The sequence below is a fragment of the Curtobacterium sp. MCSS17_011 genome, assembly GCF_003224275.1.
In the GTDB taxonomy this organism is placed as follows: Bacteria; Actinomycetota; Actinomycetes; order Actinomycetales; family Microbacteriaceae; genus Curtobacterium.
Window position 1 is genome coordinate 81,951 of record NZ_QKLE01000004.1, and the last position, 13,065, is coordinate 95,015.

The 13,065-nt window shown below is 72.9% G+C and carries 14 protein-coding genes; 6 read left to right on the forward strand and 8 right to left on the reverse strand.

The genetic code is table 11. From position 1 onward, the window contains the following. Positions 1-18: 18 nt before the first annotated feature. Positions 19-726, reverse strand: coding sequence for a response regulator transcription factor (locus tag DEJ17_RS04220; protein WP_110892221.1), 708 nt, complete (start codon positions 724-726; stop codon positions 19-21). Beyond that, on the reverse strand, positions 708-1,982 hold the full coding sequence (locus tag DEJ17_RS04225) for a sensor histidine kinase (protein WP_110892222.1): 1,275 nt from the start codon (positions 1,980-1,982) through the stop codon (positions 708-710). The genes DEJ17_RS04220 and DEJ17_RS04225 overlap by 19 nt, the downstream gene beginning before the upstream one ends. A gap of 65 nt (positions 1,983-2,047) precedes the next feature. Here DEJ17_RS04225 and DEJ17_RS04230 point away from each other — a divergent pair, with 65 nt between their 5' ends. Beyond that, positions 2,048-2,401 (forward strand): YciI family protein, encoded by a 354-nt coding sequence (locus tag DEJ17_RS04230; protein WP_110892223.1) that lies wholly within the window; start codon positions 2,048-2,050, stop codon positions 2,399-2,401. On the opposite strand, the gene DEJ17_RS04235 is transcribed toward DEJ17_RS04230, so the two are convergent. Next, positions 2,307-3,509 (reverse strand): MFS transporter, encoded by a 1,203-nt coding sequence (locus DEJ17_RS04235; RefSeq protein WP_220033606.1) that lies wholly within the window; start codon positions 3,507-3,509, stop codon positions 2,307-2,309. The genes DEJ17_RS04230 and DEJ17_RS04235 overlap by 95 nt on opposite strands. A gap of 62 nt (positions 3,510-3,571) precedes the next feature. Here DEJ17_RS04235 and DEJ17_RS04240 point away from each other — a divergent pair, with 62 nt between their 5' ends. Beyond that, positions 3,572-4,162: a TetR/AcrR family transcriptional regulator gene (locus DEJ17_RS04240; protein WP_110892225.1), complete on the forward strand. Its 591-nt coding sequence runs from the start codon at positions 3,572-3,574 to the stop codon at positions 4,160-4,162. Between the two features lie 116 nt (positions 4,163-4,278). On the opposite strand, the gene DEJ17_RS04245 is transcribed toward DEJ17_RS04240, so the two are convergent. Next, complete coding sequence (locus DEJ17_RS04245) at positions 4,279-4,761, reverse strand: RimK/LysX family protein (protein WP_110892226.1); 483 nt, start codon at positions 4,759-4,761, stop codon at positions 4,279-4,281. An 87-nt stretch (positions 4,762-4,848) separates the two neighbouring features. Between DEJ17_RS04245 and DEJ17_RS04250 the strand changes: the two genes are divergently transcribed. The 4 genes from DEJ17_RS04250 (at position 4,849) to DEJ17_RS04265 (ending at position 10,866) form a co-directional block, all read left to right on the forward strand. Continuing rightward, positions 4,849-6,027, forward strand: a complete 1,179-nt coding sequence (locus tag DEJ17_RS04250) for a RimK family alpha-L-glutamate ligase (RefSeq protein WP_110861118.1) — start codon at positions 4,849-4,851, stop codon at positions 6,025-6,027. 68 nt (positions 6,028-6,095) lie between these two features. Then, positions 6,096-7,169 (forward strand): 3-oxoacyl-ACP synthase III, encoded by a 1,074-nt coding sequence (locus tag DEJ17_RS04255; RefSeq protein ID WP_110892353.1) that lies wholly within the window; start codon positions 6,096-6,098, stop codon positions 7,167-7,169. Beyond that, entirely contained in the window at positions 7,166-9,883 is a 2,718-nt protein-coding gene (locus tag DEJ17_RS04260) for an alpha/beta fold hydrolase (protein WP_258366647.1), read from the forward strand. The genes DEJ17_RS04255 and DEJ17_RS04260 overlap by 4 nt, the downstream gene beginning before the upstream one ends. Next, entirely contained in the window at positions 9,880-10,866 is a 987-nt protein-coding gene (locus tag DEJ17_RS04265) for an NAD(P)-dependent oxidoreductase (protein ID WP_110892227.1), read from the forward strand. The genes DEJ17_RS04260 and DEJ17_RS04265 overlap by 4 nt, the downstream gene beginning before the upstream one ends. Here the strand turns inward: DEJ17_RS04265 and DEJ17_RS18010 are convergent. From DEJ17_RS18010 to DEJ17_RS04285, 4 genes are all read right to left on the reverse strand, one after another. Then, positions 10,842-11,492, reverse strand: a complete 651-nt coding sequence (locus DEJ17_RS18010; protein ID WP_258366648.1) for a gamma-glutamylcyclotransferase family protein — start codon at positions 11,490-11,492, stop codon at positions 10,842-10,844. The two genes, DEJ17_RS04265 and DEJ17_RS18010, sit on opposite strands and share 25 nt — an antisense overlap. Before the next feature lie 100 nt (positions 11,493-11,592). Beyond that, positions 11,593-12,009 carry an MFS transporter permease gene (locus tag DEJ17_RS04275; protein ID WP_110892228.1) on the reverse strand — a complete coding sequence of 139 codons (417 nt, stop codon included), beginning with the start codon at positions 12,007-12,009 and terminating at the stop codon, positions 11,593-11,595. Further along, positions 12,006-12,806: an Asp23/Gls24 family envelope stress response protein gene (locus tag DEJ17_RS04280; protein ID WP_110892229.1), complete on the reverse strand. Its 801-nt coding sequence runs from the start codon at positions 12,804-12,806 to the stop codon at positions 12,006-12,008. The genes DEJ17_RS04275 and DEJ17_RS04280 overlap by 4 nt, the downstream gene beginning before the upstream one ends. 77 nt (positions 12,807-12,883) lie before the next feature. Next, positions 12,884-13,057 (reverse strand): CsbD family protein, encoded by a 174-nt coding sequence (locus DEJ17_RS04285; RefSeq protein WP_071246087.1) that lies wholly within the window; start codon positions 13,055-13,057, stop codon positions 12,884-12,886. Positions 13,058-13,065 lie beyond the last annotated feature (8 nt).

Below are 13,065 nucleotides of genomic sequence, written 5' to 3' on the forward strand. Positions count from 1 at the left end.
CGCGTCGGCCCGGCTCGGTCAGCCGGCGACGCCGTGCTCGAACGCCCAGACGACGGCCTGGATCCGGTCGCGCAGTGCGAGCTTCTGGAGCACGTTCGACACGTGGGTCTTCACGGTGGCGTCCCCGACGTAGAGCTCGGCGGCGATCTCCGCGTTGCTCAGCCCTCGGGCGAGCAGCCGCAGCACCTCGGTCTCCCGCTCGGTGAGTCCGGCGGCGGCGAGTGCGTCCTCGCCCGTCGTGGCAGGTGTCGCAGTCGTCGCGGTCGTGGTGGTCGCCGAGGGCTCGGCCGCAATCGCCGCCGTCGCCCGGCTGATCACCCGGCGTGTGACGTCCGGCGCGAGCAGGGCGTCCCCGGCGGCGACGGTCCGGACCGCGTCGATCAGCCGCTCGGGGGAGGCGTTCTTCAGCAGGAACCCGCTCGCCCCCGCCTCGAGCGCCTGGAACAGCGCGTCGTCGCTGTCGAACGTCGTGAGGATGAGCACCGCCGGCGGGTGCGGCAGCGCCGCGATCCGCCGTGCCGCCTCGAGCCCGTCGACGCCGGGCATCTGCACGTCGAGGCACACCACGTCGGGGCCCAGCTCCTGCACGGCCTCGACCGCCCGCGCGCCGTCCGCGGCCTCGCCGACCACACGGAACCCCGGCTCGGACTCCAGGATGACCCGGAACCCGGCGCGGACGAGCTCCTGGTCGTCGGCCAGCACGATGGTCAGGTCGTCGGCAGCCATGCGCGCACCAGGTAGCCTCCTCGGGCTCGTGGCCCGATCTCGATCCGTCCGTCCACGGCGGCGACGCGTTCCCGCATCCCGACGTGTCCGAGGCCGCTGCCGGAGGTGCTCCGGGCGGCGCGGGCACCGAGCCCGTTGTCCGTGACCTCGACCTCGACGCCGTCGTCCAGGTACCGCAGCCGGACGTCGGCGCGGGCGGTGGGGCCGGCGTGTTTGAGGATGTTCGTCACGGCCTCCTGCACGATCCGGTACGCCACCGCGGCCACCGTCGGCGGCACCGGTCGCTCGTCACCCACGACGACGTACTCGGCGGGGTGGCCCGCCACCCGGGCGGACTCGGTCAGTTCGGCGATCCGCGTGATGCCCTCGGTGCTCGGGCCGTCGCCACCGGCCGTCCCGAGGCCGTCCGCGTCGTCGTCAGAGCGCAGGGTGCCGAGCATCCGCCGGAGTTCCTCCACCGCGGTGCGGGCGCTCTCCTCGACCACCCCGAGTGATGCCGACGCCTGCGCGGGGTCGCGGTCGATCACGCGCCGTGCAGCACCCGCCTGCACGCCCATCAGCGAGACGTGGTGGGCGACCACGTCGTGCAGCTCGCGGGCGATCCGCACCCGCTCGATCGTGACGGCCTGTGCCGCGGACCGCTCCCGCTCGGCGGCGAGTTCGGCGGTGCGTTCGGCGAGCTCGTGTCGTGCGACCGCGGAGGCCCAGGCCCGGTTGCCGGCGTACCAGGCGGCGCCGAAGTAGATCACGTTGATGACGATGTTGAGCAGCGAGATCGCGACGTAGGGCGCCACGGGGGAGTCCGTGTCGTTCGGCAGGGCGTTCGGGGACGCCCACCCGAACGAGATCGCGACGAACAGCCAGGCGAACATGCCGCCGATGACGACCCAGCGCACCGCTTCGGCCCGCACCCGGTCGGAGCACCACGCACCCACCGTGTACAGCGCGATGAAGAGCGTGAAGTTGACGAGGAAGACCTCGGGCACCTGGAGCAGCTGCGTCGCGGCGAACGCCACCGCCGACACCAGGGCCACCGACATCGGGAACCGTCGGCGGAACGCGATCGGGGCAGCGTTCGCGACGATCATCAGCGCGGAGACCCACCACTCGGCCTGGTCGTCACCGTACGTACCGGCCGACCCGTACAAGAACGTCGTGACGGCGAGCCCACCGGCCAGCACCACCGCGAGCACCGTGTCCTGCCGGTACTCGTGCCGTCCCACCGGCAGTCGCGACCACTCCGCCGTCGTCCCCATGCAGGAAACGCTACTGGGTGCCCCCGGTCAGGAGTAGCCTCCCGCCAACGAGCAGGGGAGACGCCATGCAGTTCCTCGTCAACGTCATCGACGACGGCCAGGCCGCCGCCGTCGGCAACACGTACTCCGCGACCGACGCCGAAGCCGCCGCGGTCGACGCCTTCAACGAACGGATGGCCGACGCGATCGTGTTCGCCGCCGGGGTCTCCGCACCCGCTGACGCCACCGTGGTCGACGCCCGCGGGGACGCGTCCGACACGAGGACCGGGCCTGCGACGACCGGACCCGCGACGAACACCGACGAGTACGTCGCCGGGTTCTGGGTCATGGACCTCCCGGACGCCGAGACGGCGGCCCGGGTGGCGCACCAGGCGTCGCAGGCGTGCAACCGGAAGATCGAGCTCCGCCCGCTGCTCTGACGGCACGGACGCCACCCGGCCGACGGACCACCGCGGGCACGGCGCTCGCCGCGGTCACGCCTGCCCCGACCACGAACGTCGCGACGAAGCCGATCGCACCGACGAGCGCTCCGGCACCCGCAGCGCCGACGGCCTGCCCGAGCACGAGTGCCACGAAGAGCATCGACGTACCCGCCGACGACCGCTCGGCATCGATCTCGGTCGTCCACGTGATCAGCGCCCCGGTCGCCGCCGTGTAGCCCCAGCCGAACACGGCACAGGCCAGCAGTGCCGCGACCGTCGACTGCGGCGCTGCCCCCAGCACGACGACGGCGACGGCGACCGAGCCCGCCGTGACCGCCCAGAGTGTCCGGGCGCGCAACCCGTTCGTCCAGCGCGCGGTGACCACGACGGCGGCTCCGCCGATCCCGAGCGCGATCCAGGCGGACACCGAGACCACGACCGACGCGCCGGCGTCCACCAGCGCCGAACGACCGTAGGTCCAGACGACGGCGGACCCCGCCCCGAACAGCAGCGCCAGCACGAAGACCCCACGGTGTGCCGTGAACCACTGAGCACCGGGCAGCGGTGACCGGGATGCAGCAGCCCCACCGCGGGACACCACGAGCAGCAGGGCTCCGACGGCCAGGGCGAACACCCCGGACACCGCCCAGGCCGTCCGCCAGTCGGGCAGCAGCACGAGTGCGAGCACCCCGGCGCCCACGAGCCCGGGGCCGGTGCCGGCGTTGACGATCGCCTGCGCTCGACCGAGCAGCGCCGACGGCACCTGCTCGGCGACGATCCGGACGAGGGCGGGGGACGCGAGTCCGGCACCCGCCGACGCGAGCACGGCGCTGACGCCGAACGCCAGCGAGCCGCCGGCCGTCGCCATGGCGATCGCACCGACTCCCGCCACCAGGGTGGCGACCGCGACGAGCACCCGGGGCATCCGTGCGGCGAGCAGGAACCCGGCCACCGCACCGACGCAGTACAGCGCCGAGGCACCCGATGAGACCCACCCGGCGGCATCGGACCGCAGCCCCAGGTCGCGCTGCACGTCGGGCAGGAACAGCCCGTACGCCAGGCGCACCAGGCCGTAGGTGGCGCCGATCAGGCCGAGTCCGCTCACCAGGAGCAGTCGATGTCGTAACGAAAACGATCGTTTCACTTTCCAGAGCCTAGGGTGCTCTCATGGTGATGCGCCCAGGGACCGAGCAACGGCTGCTCGACGCCGCCGAGGAGCTCTTCTTCTCGCAGGGCATCGCCGCCACGCCGATCGACGCCGTCCTCGAACGGGCCGGGGTCTCGACGGCCACCCTGTACCGCGGTTACGCGAGCAAGGAGTCGCTCGTCGCAGCGGCCCTCACCCGTCGCCACGAGGACTGGATCGCCACCTGGGACCGTGCGGTCGCCGCCGAACGGGACGACCTGGGCCGACTCCTGGCGGTGTTCGACGCCCTCGACGACTACCGCTCGACGCCCACGGGCTCCCGCTGGTGCGCCTTCCTCGGCACCGCCGCCGAGTACGCCGACGCCCCCGCCGAGGTCCGACAGGTCCTGGACCTCGAGACCACCACGTTGCGACGGCGGCTCCTCGCACAGGCGGTGCCGGTGGTCGGTCCCCGTGCCGACGCCCTCGCCGACCAGCTGCTCCTCATCGTCTCCGGCTCCCTCGCGATGCGGTTGCGCGACCCCGCGCTCGACACGACGACGGCACGGACCGTCGCCGCGTCCCTCATCCGGGAACACACCACCCCAGACGGAACGGTGCCCCGGGCCTGACCCGACCCGCGCCCGGGACGCGCGTCGAGGCGGACGGGAGGCCCGTGGCGGCCCCGCACCGCGCCTCCAGGCCGTCGACCGATCGCCCCCGGCCGATGTCGCGTGACCAGGAGCGCTCAGGCGCGACCGCGGTTGCGGCGCCGGATCTCCTTCGGAGCCCGCCCGGCCAGGAAGGACCGCGCAGGATCGACGAGGAAGCCCTGCCGGAGCGCCTCGCGTCCGACGAGCATCCGGAATCCCATCTGGTCCCGGTTGCTCAAGGTGACCTCGGAGTCGACGACCTGCCCGGCCAACGCGATCGGCGTGCGGACGACGATGCGCTCCTGGGTGTGCCCGGTCGAGCTGCGGACGATGCGGCGGTCGTGCACGTCGCACTCGATGGTGGTGGCGTCGGCATCGGTGTCCTGCCAGGGGTGGAGCGAGAACCGAACCCGCTCGCCGGCCAGTTCCTCGAGGTCGAACGCGTGCAGCGCGGAGCTCCGGGCACCGGTGTCGAGCTTCACCTTGATCCACGGCACGCCGAGGTCCGGCAGCCCCGCCCACTCCCGCCACCCGGCGACGACGAGCCCGCTGTCGGAGGACTTCGGAGCTCGGGCCATGTGCCCATCCTGTCGCATGCTCCGCGGCCACGTCCGCATGCTTTGATGGGGTGTCGCCGTCGATCCGACCCAGCGGAGAACCCCTCGATGAAACTCGCCATCCTGTCGCGCGCGCCCCAGGCGTACTCGACCCAGCGCCTCCGCGCAGCGGCACTCGACCGCGGTCACGAGGTCAAGGTGCTCAACACCCTGCGCTTCGCGATCGACCTGTCCGGCGACGACCCGGACCTGCTCTACCGCGGCAAGCTGCTGAGCGACTACGACGCCGTGCTGCCGCGCATCGGCAACTCGATCACGTACTACGGCACCGCCGTCGTGCGCCAGTTCGAGCAGATGGACGTCTACACGCCGAACACGGCGAACGGCATCACGAACTCGCGGGACAAGCTCCGGGCGAACCAGATCCTGTCGCGGCACGACATCGGCATGCCGGCGACGACCTTCGTGGCCGGCCGCAACGACGTGCGCGGGGCGATCGAACGGGTCGGTGGCGCGCCCGTCGTCATCAAGCTCCTCGAGGGCACGCAGGGTATCGGTGTGATCCTGGCACCCGAAGCGAAGGTGGCCGAGTCGATCGTCGAGACCCTGCACTCCACCAAGCAGAACGTCCTGATCCAGCGGTTCATCGCGGAGAGCCGGGGTCGTGACATCCGGGCCCTCGTCGTCGGTGACCGGGTCGTGGCGGCGATGCGCCGGACCGCGTCGGGTGACGAGTTCCGCTCGAACGTGCACCGCGGCGGCACCGTCGAGAAGGTCACGCTCTCGCCCGAGTACGAGGCCGTGGCCGTGCGCTCGGCGCAGATCATGGGTCTCAAGGTCGCCGGCGTCGACATGCTCGAGGGCAACGACGGGCCCCTCGTGATGGAGGTCAACTCCTCACCAGGGCTCGAGGGCGTCGAGCGTGCCACCGGCCTCGACATCGCCGGTGCGATCGTCGACTTCATCGCGAACCAGGTCGCGTTCCCCGAGATCGACGTCCGCCAGCGGCTCTCCGTCTCGACCGGCTACGGGGTCGCCGAGCTCCTCGTGCACACCAACGCCGACCTGGTGGGCAAGACGATCAAGGAGTCCGGGCTCTGGGACCGCGACATCACGGTCCTCACCCTGCACCGCGGCTCGAACGTCATCCCGAACCCGCGCAGTGGCGTCGCCCTCGAGCCCGGCGACCGCCTGCTCTGCTTCGGCAAGCTCGAGGAGATGCGCTCGATGATCCCGGAGCGCCGCAAGCGTCGTGCGAAGGTTCGGAAGCTGCCGAAGGACGTCTGAAACGGGCCGCCCAGCGCATCCGGATCGCGCACTCAGCACGAATGCGGAAGTATGTGTCGGTGACGATCATGACGGAACGGCCGGTCGACCAGGCATCGAGCAGTGAACCGGAGCAGCCCGGCAACGCCACGGCGAAGCACCGGAACGTCTCGCTGCTGTCGGTTGCGACGACCACTGCGGAGCGTGTGACGACCTCGGCCGACATCGAGGCCCGCCTGCGCGGAGTCCTCCGTCGACTCCGTCTGCCGATGGGGCTGCTCGAGCGCGTCGCCGGGGTCATCGAACGTCGCAACTGGGGCGAGGACCAGACCTTCCAGGACGCCGCGATCGACGCCGGCCACCGCGCCATGGCCGAGGCCGGTGTCCGTCCGGACGAGATCGGGCTGCTCATCAACACCTCGGTGACGCGCCCGCACCTCGAGCCGTCGGTGGCCGTCCGCCTGCACCACGGCCTCGGGCTGCCGTCGTCCGCGATCAACTTCGACATCGCGAACGCCTGCCTGGGGTTCGTCAACGCCATGAGCGTCGCCGCGGGCATGATCGACTCCGGGCAGATCAAGTACGCGCTCGTCGTCGACGGCGAGGACGCCGACCAGGTGCAGCTCAACACCATCGACCGCCTGAACCAGGGCGGCCGGAACCGCAAGGACTTCATGAGTGAGTTCGCCAGCCTGACTCTCGGGTCCGGTGCTGCGGCGGCCGTGCTCGGCCCGGCGGACCTGCACCCCGAAGGACACCGGATCGTCGGCGGCGTCACCCGCGCGGCGACCCAGTGGTACGACCTGTGCGTCGGCAGCGTCGACGGCATGTTCACGGACGCGAAGATGCTGCTCAAGGGCGGCATGGAACTCGTCGTCGCCGCCTGGACCGAGGCCCGCGCACACTTCGACTGGGCCGACATGGACCGCTACGTGCTGCACCAGGTCTCCGACGTCCACACGAACGCCTTCGTCGAGGCGATCGGCATCCCGCGCGACAAGGTGCCCACCACGTACCAGCGCTTCGGCAACGTCGGCCCTGCGTCGATCCCGATCACCCTGGCCGACGAGGTCGCCTCCGGTGGGATCCGTCGCGGTGACCGTGTGTTCCTGGGCGGCGTCGGCTCCGGCATCAACACGGCGATGATGGAACTCCACTGGTGAGGTCCCGGCTGCCCCGCGTCGCCGCGAGCACGGCTCCGGCGACGCAGCCGCCCTCCCTGCCCGGCCTCGACCCGGCCTGGTCGCGTCTGGTCACGGTCCCGGAACGGTCCGAGAGTCGTCCAGGAGGAACGGATCGCGCCGCGCGCACCTGGCACCTCCTCGACACGGCCGGCTCCCTGGCCGCGCTCGGCGTGGAACCGGTCGGCACGATCCTCTGCGTGCACGGCAACCCGACGTGGTCGTACCTGTGGCGGTCGGTGCTCCGCACCTCGCTCGAGGTCGCCCGGGCCGGCGGCCCGGCCTGGCGCGTGGTCGCCGTCGACCAGCTCGACATGGGCTTCTCGGAGCGCACCGGCGTCGAGCGCGGACTGGCGCAGCGCGTCGCGGACCTCGGTGCCCTGACCGACGAACTCGGGCTGACCGGACCGGTCGTCACCCTCGGCCACGACTGGGGCGGTGTGGTGTCGCTCGGTTGGGCGGTCGACCACCCGGACGTCCTGGCCGCCGCGATGACGTGCAACACCGCCGTGCACCAGCCCGACGACGTGCCGATCCCCGCACCGCTGCGGCTGGCGCTCGGGCCGGGGATGCTCGGCCGCGCGACGGTCGTGACCCCGGCGTTCCTCGAGACCACCCTGGCCATCGCGCACCCGAAGCTCGAGCGGGCCGTGGCCGACAGCTACCGGGCGCCCTACCGCGGTGCTGCCCGACGCGGGGGAATCGGCGGCTTCGTCGCCGACATCCCCGTCGACGCCCGGCACCGGAGCGCACCCGAACTCGACCGCATCGCCGCCGGGGTCGCCGCGCTCGACGTGCCGGTGCTCCTGCTCTGGGGGCCGCGCGACCCGGTGTTCCTCGAGCGCTACCTGGACGACCTGACCGAACGCGTGCCGCACGCCGACGTCCACCGGTTCGAGGGCGCCGGGCACCTGCTGCCTGATGACGCCGACGTGGCGGGCGCGGTGTTCGACTGGCTCGGTGACCGCCTGCCGGACGGAGGCCGTGCTGCTCAGGCCCCCACGGGCCTCCAGTCCGACGTCGTGGACCCGGGCCAGCCCGCACAGGCGACTCCGCCGCTCTGGGCGCGGCTCGACGAACTGCGCGAGCGCGACGAACCCGCGCTGGTCGAGATGGCCGCCGCCGGTGGCCCCCGCACGATCACGTGGCGGCTGCTCGCCCGGCGGGTCGACGAGATCGCCGCAGGACTCGACGACCTGGGCGTCCGCAGCGGCGACCGTGTCTCGCTCCTGGTGACCCCCGGTGCCGACCTGACCGCCGTCCTGTACGCCTGCGTGCGGATCGGGGCGGTCGTCGTCGTCGCGGACGCCGGACTCGGACTCGGCGGCCTGACCCGGGCCGTCCGCGGAGCCCGACCGGACTGGATCATCGGCGCGCTGCCCGGGCTCGGTGCCGCGCGTGCCCTCGGCTGGCCGGGGCGACGCATCGCGACGGTCTCGCTGCCCGCGCCGGCACGGAAGGCGCTGCGGGTGGAGCACACGCTCGTCGACGTCGCCCGACGTGGTGCCCGCCGTCTCGCCCACGGCACCGCGCTGCCGGCGGCCCCGTCGTCGGACGCACCCGCTGCCGTGCTCTTCACCTCGGGATCGACCGGGCCGGCGAAGGGCGTCGTGTACACGCACGGGCAGCTCAGCGCCGTCCGGGACGCCCTGGCCACCCAGTACGACGTCGGTGTCGGCACCGGGCTCGTCGCCGGCTTCGCACCGTTCGCGCTGCTCGGCCCGGCCCTCGGGGCACGGTCGGTCGCACCCGACATGGACGTCACCGCGCCCCGGACCCTGACGGCGAAGGCGGTCGCGGCCTCGGTCGCCGCGGCTGACGCCACCGTGGTGTTCCTGTCGCCGGCAGCACTGGCGAACGTCGTCGCGACCTCGTCGGAGCTCACCGAAGCCGACCGCCAGGCACTGCAGGGCGTGCGGCTGTTCCTGTCGGCCGGGGCTCCCGTCTCGGCTGCGCTGCTCACCGCGGCGACCGAGCTGATGCCGAACGCCAGCGCGCACACCCCCTACGGCATGACCGAGGGGCTGCTCATGACCGACGTCGACCTGAACGGGGTCCGTGCCGCCGGCCGGTCCGATGACGAGGGGATCTGCGTCGGGGTGCCGGCAGCGAACGTCCGCGTCCGCATCGCGCCGCTCGACGGTTCCGGGCGCTCGACCGGAGCCCTGACGGACGAGCCCGGGGTCACCGGCGAGATCGTCGTCGCGGCGCCCCACGTGCGCGACCACTACGACCGGCTCTGGCGCACCGACCGGGACTCGCGCCTCGGAGTCGACGACCCGCGCGGACACCGCACCGGCGACGTCGGGCACCTCGACGCCGACGGACGGGTCTGGGTCGAAGGGCGACTGCAGCACGTGCTCACCACCCCGGACGGGGTCGTCACGCCGGTGGGGCCGGAGCAGCGCATCGAGGGCGTCGACGGTGTCGGACGCGCCGGTGTCGCGGGCATCGGTCCGGTCGGCACGCAGCAGCTGGTGGCCGTCGTCGAGACGGACCCCGCTGTGCGCCGGCCGGGGCTTGCGTCACCGCAGCTCGCCGCGGCGGTCCGTGCCGCCGCCGGGGTGCCGGTCGCCGCGGTGCTCGTCGTGCCCGTGCTGCCGACCGACATCCGGCACAACTCCAAGGTCGACCGCACCCGGCTGTCCCGCTGGGCCGGCTCGGTGTTGTCCGGCGGCCGGATGGCGCGCCCGTGAGGGTCCTGGTCACCGGGGCCAGCGGGTTCCTCGGGCAGGCCGCGGCCGCAGCCGTGCGGGACGCCGGGCACGAGGTCCGGACCTTCCAGCGCCGTCCCTCCGGGGTGCCGGGCGTCCAGGACGTCGCCGGGACGATGACCGACGACGCCGCGATCGCCCGAGCGGTCGACGGGGTCGACGCCATCGTGCACCTGGCCGCGAAGGTGTCGCTCGCCGGGGACCCGGCCGACTTCGCCCGGGTCAACATCGAGGGCACGCGCTCGCTGCTGCAGGCCGCCCGTGCAGCCGGGGTCGGGCGCTTCGTCTTCGTGTCGTCACCGTCGGTCGCGCACACCGGCTCGTCGCTCGTCGGCGCCGATGCCGGTGCGGCCGAACCGTCCCGTGCGCGTGGCGACTACGCCCGCACCAAGGCCGCGGCGGAGCTCCTGGCACTCGACGCCGACGCCCCGGACTTCGCCGTCGTGGCGGTCCGGCCGCACCTGGTGTGGGGTCCGGGTGACACGCAGCTCGTCGGACGGATCGTCGAGCGTGCTCGGGCCGGACGGCTCCCGCTGCTCGACTCCGGTGCCGCGCTCATCGACACGCTCTACGTCGACAACGCCGCGACGGCCATGGTCGCGGCGCTCGAACACGTCAAGGACGACGGCGTGCACGGCAACGCCTACGTCGTCACGAACGGTGAGCCCCGCCCGGTCGCCGACCTGCTCGCCGGCATCTGCACGGCGTCGGGCGTCCGACCGCCGCAGTGGCACGTACCCGCAGCGGTCGCCCGGGTCGCCGGTTCCGCGGTCGAGGCCGTCTGGCGCGTCCGACCGGGCGAGGACGAGCCACCGATGACCCGGTTCCTGGCCGAACAGCTCTCGACGGCGCACTGGTTCGACCAGCGGCGGACCCGGCGCGACCTGCGGTGGACCCCGTCGGTGTCGATCGACGAGGGGCTCGAGCGTCTGGCGGCGGCTCAGGCCTCGTCGGCGGCCACGTAGACCCAGGCCGTCCAGCCCGATGCCAGCGTGACCCGGATGCGCTGGTAGTCGGCGACCTCGTAGTCATCCACCGCGCGGAGTTGCCACTCGTACCCGAGCGTCAGGGCCACACCCTCGACGACGTCGTCCTTCGTGCCGCGGCGCAGGATCGGGTGTCGGTCGGACCCGCTCGTCCGGATGACGTCCGGGTCGGTGATCGTCACCCAGTCGAGCCGCCAGCCGGGCAGGGAGTCCGGGGTGGTGGGGACGTGGTCGCCGAACAGTGACTCCTGCACGAGGGGCTGCTGGAGCGTGCCGTACGAGAACACCCGGTGCGTCTCACCGGGGCGCGGCGTCGGACGCTTCACGGGACGCCGAGCGATCGCCGGGGTCGAGGTCCAGACGAGCGCACCGGCCAGGCCCGTCAGGCCGAGGTGCAGCAGGCCGATGATGCCGAGGGCGCTGCCCCAGAAGATCCCGGATTCGTGCCGGAGACAGCTGGACTGCGGCCAGACCTCGGATCCGGACAGGCATTCGTACCGGTTCGTGACCCCGACCACCAGCCCGATGACGCCGACGACGAGACAGACGAGCGCGAACGCGCCGAGACCGATGACCCAGCGCTGGCCGGGGGAGAGACGCTTCACGTCGCGAGGCTAGCGGACGGGCAGTGGACCGGAGGACCACCCGCGTGGGCCGACGTGGTCGGCTGGGGCGGGCCTCCAGGCCGGGACCGTGCGTACGACGTCAGCCGGTGAAGCGGGTCCAGAGCTCGGTGACGATCGGCCAGACGTCGCCCGCACGGTCGGCGGATCCGACGGCGACCAGGACGACGGGGACCAGGGTGACTGCCACGCTCACCAGGACGGCGAGCACGACGGCCGTCGTCGCGGCGGCGGTGTGCCGGCGGGTCAGGGCGAGCACGAGCAGGGCGAGCACCACGACCCCACCGAGCAGGGCGATCAGGGTGACGCGGACGAACGGGAACGGCACGAGGCCCGCGGTGGTGGCGGTGACCCCGCCGAGGAACCCGACCAGGGGCAGGAAGCCGCCGATCGCGATGGCGAGCACCAGGACGACACCGATGCCGCCGGCGATCCAGACGCCGCGCGGTCGGGGGCGCCGGACACGGGTCCGGCGCCCCCCGGACCACGCGGTGGTCACGGCTGGTCCCGGTGCCGCGGAGCCGTGGCGGCGTCCAGTGCCGCATCCGCAGCGACGGCGGCGTCGTCGGCCGCGTCGGCCGCGGCACCTGCAGCGTCGGCGGCCCGGTCACGGGTCCTGCCGGCAGCGCCGACGACGACGTCCCGGGCCTGCTCGGCGGCGTCCTTCGCGGACGATGCCGCGTCGGCGGCCTGCTCCGATGCCAGGGCGAGCGACTCCGAGGCGGAGTCGCGCACACGCTCGCCCGTCTCGACGGTGGCGTCGACGGCACGCTTCGTCGTGTCGGCCGTGGCATCGGCGGCAAGCTTGACGGCCTCGCCGGTGGCCTCCGCCGCCTGCTCGACCACATCGGTCGCCTGCTCGGCGACGCGGCCGAGCGGGGACTGCTCGTCGTCGAACGGGCCGTGCACGTCGAGGACGCGGACGTCGACGGTGGTGCGGAGGTCGGACAGCTGCCGCGTCGCTGCGGTGACCTGCTGCCGGACCTCGGCGGCGACGTCCAGCACCGGGTGCGGGTAGCTGACGACGACCGCGACCTGCACCTCGAGGGCGCCGTCCTGCTCGTCGACCTGCACGCCGGCGGTGCCCGCCGAGCGGCCGAGCTGCTTCCGCAGCTGATCGGCGGCCCGGGCCGCGATCCCGCCGAGGTGGTGCACACCGGGCACGCCGAGCGCTGTCTCCGCCGCGGTGCGCGCGATGATCGTCGCGGTGCTCGCGTCGTCGGGCAGCGGCTCCGTCAGTTCTGCGGGCAGGGCCACCTCGGTGACCTGCGTGTTCGCACGGGGGTCGTGCTGCATGGTTCCTCCTCGTTCGGGATCTGCGCGGGACGCATCGGGGCACCCGTTCGACGGGTGTCCCGATGCGGTCGTGCGACCTACTTCTTGAAGACGTCCTTGACGTCTTCGCCGGTCTGCTTCGCGCTCGCAGCTGCCTGGTCCTTCTTGCCTTCGGCGACCTTGGAGTCGTCGTTGGTCAGGTTGCCGACGGCCTCCTTCGCCTTGCCGGCGAGGTCCTGAGCGGCGTTCTTGATCTTGTCGTCGAGTCCCATGACGGGTC

What these genes read in the sequence shown, in the direction of transcription:
- DEJ17_RS04250 (WP_110861118.1), top strand. Translation starts at nt 4,849, where the DNA reads ATGAAACTCGCCATCCTGTCGCGCGCGCCCCAGGCGTACTCGACCCAG.
- DEJ17_RS04240 (WP_110892225.1), top strand. Translation starts at nt 3,572, where the DNA reads ATGGTGATGCGCCCAGGGACCGAGCAACGGCTGCTCGACGCCGCCGAG.
- DEJ17_RS04230 (WP_110892223.1), top strand. Translation starts at nt 2,048, where the DNA reads ATGCAGTTCCTCGTCAACGTCATCGACGACGGCCAGGCCGCCGCCGTC.
- DEJ17_RS04220 (WP_110892221.1), bottom strand. Translation starts at nt 726, where the DNA reads ATGGCTGCCGACGACCTGACCATCGTGCTGGCCGACGACCAGGAGCTC.
- DEJ17_RS04255 (WP_110892353.1), top strand. Translation starts at nt 6,096, where the DNA reads ATGACGGAACGGCCGGTCGACCAGGCATCGAGCAGTGAACCGGAGCAG.
- DEJ17_RS04245 (WP_110892226.1), bottom strand. Translation starts at nt 4,761, where the DNA reads ATGGCCCGAGCTCCGAAGTCCTCCGACAGCGGGCTCGTCGTCGCCGGG.
- DEJ17_RS04280 (WP_110892229.1), bottom strand. Translation starts at nt 12,806, where the DNA reads ATGCAGCACGACCCCCGTGCGAACACGCAGGTCACCGAGGTGGCCCTG.
- DEJ17_RS04285 (WP_071246087.1), bottom strand. Translation starts at nt 13,057, where the DNA reads ATGGGACTCGACGACAAGATCAAGAACGCCGCTCAGGACCTCGCCGGC.
- DEJ17_RS04225 (WP_110892222.1), bottom strand. Translation starts at nt 1,982, where the DNA reads ATGGGGACGACGGCGGAGTGGTCGCGACTGCCGGTGGGACGGCACGAG.